Raw genomic sequence first — 4,969 nt, 5'->3', positions numbered from 1 at the left:
GGGGAGTACTTGGTGGATTTCTTCATGGCTCCATCCTCTCAAAGGTTGGAGCCTCCGGGAAACTCGGGGCGGTTCAGCGGGCAACCGCGCTGCAGGTTGTCCTCCCGCTGATCCTATTGCCGGAACAAGCTCTCACACGGCACACCGTCACCATCCCTATCGAGGCGACCGTTGCCGCATTGTTCCAGTTGATAACGCGCTTCGGCGCACGATGCCATCTGGCCGCACGTCTTGCGCGTAGAACAACTGTGGCCACTGCTCGCTCGGTCAGTGCGAGGGTATTGTCGCGTTGCCTCTGCCTCGTGTGCCCAACTCCACAGGGGCGGCGATGATCCGCGCCAGCCACGACCATTCTCGGTAGGGGTCGCTGCGTCCGTGCAGGTGCGTGTAGCGGCGCAGCGAGTTCCAGTCGCGGTGGCCGGAGACGCTGGCGACGCGGGGAATGTCCCAGTCCATTTCGAACAGCCGGCTGATGCCTTCGTGGCGCAGGTCGTGGAAGTGCAGGTTCTCGATCCCGAGGATCTTGCAGGCCCGTGTCCATGATGCGGAGATGGAATCGCTGTTGTAGGGGAAGATCTCCGCGCAGACGCGCGGCATGCTGTGGAGGATGGCCCAGGCCTCGTCCGGCAGGTGGCACCAGACGTCGTTGCCCCACTTGTCGCCGGGGTTCTTCATGTCGCGCACCAGCACTCGCTGACGAGCTTCGTCCAGGTCTTCCCAGCGGATCCGCGTGATCTCTTCCTGGCGTCGCGCAGAGAACAGCGCAAAGCCGACCACCTTCGCCATCGCCGTGCTGGTCGGCCGGAAAGCCTGGACTTCAAGGAAGCGCGTCAGCAGGCGGTCAAGCTCTTCAAGCGTCGGTCGGCGATCACGCTCGCGAGAGCGGGTGGCATACCCCAGCTTCTTGATGACCTTGCGCGCATCCTCGCAGATGCGTCCGTCGACATCGTATCCCCAGGCCGGCTTGGCGATCGACAGCACGGCGCTGATGTGTGAGAGGTCATTGCCCGCGGTCTGCGGCTGCACATTCCCGCCGGCATCACTCATGCGCCACAGCACATAGTCGACCAGCGCCTGCGATGTCAGCTCAGGCTCGACCAGCTCACCCAGTGGACTGGCGGCTACCGCCCGCAGCGTGGCCGCTTTGGTCTTGCCCATTGGGCGGGCAGGGTCGCGCTCGGCGATGTATCGCTCGATCATGTCCGCCAGCGAGACTGATCCGCCGCGCTGGGCGCGCTGCAGGGCAGCTGGATCCTCAAGCTCAACCTCGCGGCGCTTCGCCCAGGCCTCAGCCGCCTTGAGCCGCGAGAAGCTTGCGGCCTCCTGATAGACTTGCTTGCCGCCGCGCTTGATCCTGATCTGCGCGGTGTACATGGTCTTCCCATCAGCGTTCGTGCGACTGCGGATTGTGGCCATTGCGATACCCTCGAGCGGTGGTAAAAGATCGGAGTGCGGTGGTAAATTTTACCACCGAGTCCGAAAAAACACCCGGAAACACCCGAAAACCCCAGCGAATCCACACCGACAGCCGACGATGAAAACAGCCCCAACCCCAGCAACCACGCGGCCTGAGCCGTCCCGCCGCTTTTCCGTGGCGCCGATGATGGACTGGACGGATCGCCATTGCCGCTACTTCCTGCGTCTGCTGTCGCATGAGGCACTGCTGTATACCGAGATGGTCACCACCGGCGCGCTGCTGCACGGCGATCGGGCGCGGTTTCTTGACTACGATGCCGCCGAGCATCCGTTGGCGCTGCAGCTGGGCGGCAGTGTGCCGGCCGATCTGGCGGCCTGCGCGAAAATGGCCGAGGCGTGGGGCTATGACGAGGTCAACCTCAATGTCGGCTGCCCGAGCGATCGGGTGCAGCACAACATGATCGGGGCCTGCCTGATGGGGCATCCGGCACTGGTCGCCGACTGTGTGAAGGCCATGCAGGACGCAGTCGGGATTCCGGTCACCGTCAAGCACCGGATCGGCATCAATGGTCGCGACAGTTACGCCGAGCTGTGTGATTTTGTCGGGCAGGTGGCCACGGCGGGCTGCCGCAGCTTCACGGTGCATGCGCGCATTGCCATCCTGGAAGGGCTCTCGCCCAAGGAAAACCGCGAAGTCCCGCCGCTGCGTTATGAAGTGGCGGCGCAGCTCAAACGCGACTTCCCGGACCTTGAGCTCATCCTCAACGGCGGGATCAAGACCCTGGAGGCCTGCCAGACGCATCTGGAAACCTTCGATGGCGTGATGCTGGGCCGTGAGGCGTATCACAACCCCTACCTGCTGGCGCAGGTCGATCAGACGTTGTTTGGTGTCGAGCGGGTGGTGCCAACCCGCGGGGATGTGCTGCGTGCCCTGCAGCCCTACATCGAGGCGCATCTTGCCAGGGGTGGCGCGCTGCATCACATCACTCGCCATGTGCTGGGGCTGGCGCAGGGCTTCCCCGGTGCCCGTAAGTTCCGCCAGCTGCTCTCAGCCGATGTGCATCGCACTGATGATCCTCTGGGGCTGTACCAGCGCGCCATTGAGTTGCTTGGCGAGCACTGAGTACGATCCTCCACCGCTTCTGCGACCTTGGTCGCGGCCGCAGATCGGCCAGCGCTGACTATAGTCAGGGAGAACCCATGCCGGCCCGCCCCTGAGCGGGCCGACATGCTGCCAGCTGCCTGCCGTGTCAGGGCTGGCTGATGACGATGATCGATTGCCCGCAACCCGCCTCGGCGGGGCGTGGGCAATGTGCTGTGGAGAGGTTGCCCTGATGCGTGCAGAGTTTCTGCGTCCTATGTTCCTGCCCCTGTTGATCGGAATGGCGGGTGCCTTGCTGACCGCCGCCCAGGCGCTGGGTGGCCTGCCCTTGTGGCTGTGTCTGCCAGTGCTGCTGCTGTTGCCGCTCGCGCTGCCACTTCTAGCGCGGCGCGGCGGATCCGGGCCGGATATTCGCGCCTTGGCCCGGCAGTTGTCCCGCTCGGTGAGTGGTAACGCACTGGCGGCGGCTGGCGTTGCGCACTCGGTGCAGGAGCTGGCCACCCGTCTTGCCTCGCAGGTCGATTCGGCTGAGCGGATTGTCGGCAGTGCCGAGACGATGATCGCCACCGAGGCACAGACTGCCGCCCTCAGCCAGCGCGCAGCCGAGGCCGCGCTGGAGAGCCGCGAGAGCAGCGATGCCGGGCGGCGGGTGCTGAGCGATACGGTGTCGCGCATGCAGGCGCTGCGTCAGCAGGCTGGCACCAGCCGCGCGCTGATCGAGACCCTCTACCAGCGCAGTGAGGAAATCCAGAAAGTCACCGCGGTGATCGAGGAGGTCGCCAGCCAGACCAACCTGCTGGCGCTCAACGCGGCCATCGAAGCGGCGCGGGCCGGCGAGCATGGCCGCGGTTTTGCCGTGGTGGCCAGCGAGGTGCGCAGCCTCGCCGGACGTACCAGCGCGGCGACCGGTGAGGTCGGGCGGATGATCGCGGATATCCAGCAAAACACCCGCGAAGTGGTGGCGCAGATTCGTCAGCTGGCGGATGAACTGGTGCTCGGGGTGGGCGAGGTGGAGGATGCCGGGCAGCACCTGGACAGCATCGCCACCCTGGCGGCCGGGGTCGAGAATCAGGTCGGGGAAATCGCCCGCGGCTCGCAGGACAATCGCCAGCAACTGGCTCACCTGTTCGAGGCCATCGAGCAGATGCGCCAGGATCTGGCGGTCAGCGATGCCCAGACCCACCGTCTGGAAGAGGAAGCCAATCGCCTGGAGGCGCTGACCGAGGGGATCAGCGAGCAACTGGCCGAGGTGGCCCTCGATGATTACCACCAGCGCATCTACGACCTGGCCCGCGAGGGCGCGGCAGCCATCGAGCAGGCCTTTGAGGGCGCGATTCGCAGCGGGCGGATCAGCCTCGATGCGCTGTTTGATCGGCAGTATCAGCACCAGCCGGGTACTGAGCCGGCCAAGTACAGCAGTCAATTCGACCGCTTCACCGATGAGGTGCTACCAGCGATTCAGGAAGCGCTGCTCGGGCGTCATGAAGGGCTGGTCTTTGCCATTGCCTGCACGCCCGAGGGGTACGTTCCGACCCATAATCGGGCGTTCAGCCAGCCGCCGAGCGGGGATGTCGAGTACGACCGCCTGCACAGCCGTAGCAAGCGCTTGTTCACGGATCGCGCCAGCTTGCGCTGCGGCAGCCATCGCCAGCCACTGCTGCTGCAAACCTATGTGCGAGATACCGGCGAGCAGATGCACGATCTGTCTGTACCACTGCATGTGCAGGGGCGTCACTGGGGCGGCCTGCGACTGGGTTATCGTCCTGAGCCTGCCCCCGAGGCAACCGCATCCTGAGCGAGTGCCGGCCAAGCCGCTATGGCATGGCCGGCACTCGCGGTATTGTTCAACACGGGCAGGCGGGTGGCGCCTGCCGTTAAGACACGTTGCATCGCCATAACAACATAAGAGGCTAAACACATGATCTACGCACAACCGGGTACCGAAGGCGCAGTCATCTCCTTCAAGTCGCGTTATGGAAACTACATCGGCGGGCAGTTTGTGGCGCCGGTCAATGGGCAGTACTTCATCAATACCTCGCCGGTGAATGGCGAGGTAATCGCCGAATTTCCGCGCTCGGATGCCGCGGATATCGAGCGGGCGCTGGACGCTGCGCATGCCGCAGCCGACGCCTGGGGGCGCACCTCGGTGCAGGAGCGCGCCAATATCCTGCTGAAGATTGCTGATCGTATCGAGCAGAACCTTGAGCTGCTGGCGGTCACCGAGACCTGGGACAACGGCAAGGCGGTGCGCGAGACGCTGAACGCCGACGTGCCGCTGGCTGCCGATCACTTCCGCTACTTCGCCGGCTGCATCCGTGCCCAGGAAGGCAGCACCGCGGAGATCAATGACACCACCGCGGCTTATCACTTCCATGAGCCGTTAGGCGTGGTCGGGCAGATCATCCCCTGGAACTTCCCGCTGCTGATGGCCGCCTGGAAGCTGGCGCCGGC

The 4,969-nt window shown here is 64.7% G+C and carries 5 protein-coding genes; 3 read left to right on the top strand and 2 right to left on the bottom strand.

The genetic code is table 11. The features are described 5' to 3' along the window. Positions 1-113 precede the first annotated feature (113 nt). Together MXC11_RS12200 and MXC11_RS11980 are read right to left on the bottom strand one after the other, a co-directional pair. Entirely contained in the window at positions 114-320 is a 207-nt protein-coding gene (locus tag MXC11_RS12200; RefSeq protein WP_284060495.1) for an excalibur calcium-binding domain-containing protein, read from the bottom strand. Then, positions 268-1,416 (bottom strand): site-specific integrase, encoded by a 1,149-nt coding sequence (locus MXC11_RS11980; RefSeq protein WP_250010403.1) that lies wholly within the window; start codon positions 1,414-1,416, stop codon positions 268-270. The genes MXC11_RS12200 and MXC11_RS11980 overlap by 53 nt, the downstream gene beginning before the upstream one ends. A 118-nt stretch (positions 1,417-1,534) precedes the next feature. On the opposite strand from MXC11_RS11980, the gene dusA reads away from it, so the two are divergent. The 3 genes from dusA to MXC11_RS11965 form a co-directional block, all read left to right on the top strand. Further along, a complete protein-coding gene (gene dusA / locus MXC11_RS11975; protein WP_250010402.1) occupies positions 1,535-2,539 on the top strand; it encodes a tRNA dihydrouridine(20/20a) synthase DusA in 1,005 nt (334 codons plus the stop codon). Positions 2,540-2,726: 187 nt separating this feature from the next. Continuing rightward, positions 2,727-4,313: a methyl-accepting chemotaxis protein gene (locus MXC11_RS11970; RefSeq protein ID WP_462938127.1), complete on the top strand. Its 1,587-nt coding sequence runs from the start codon at positions 2,727-2,729 to the stop codon at positions 4,311-4,313. Between the two features lie 123 nt (positions 4,314-4,436). Next, positions 4,437-4,969 (top strand): aldehyde dehydrogenase family protein (locus MXC11_RS11965; protein ID WP_250010401.1); only part of this gene is annotated, 533 nt, incomplete at its 3' end.

The sequence above is a fragment of the Pseudomonas eutrophicaquae genome (assembly GCF_023544715.1).
Lineage (GTDB): Bacteria > Pseudomonadota > Gammaproteobacteria > Pseudomonadales > Pseudomonadaceae > Geopseudomonas.
This window is presented reverse-complemented; position numbering and strand designations above follow the sequence as displayed.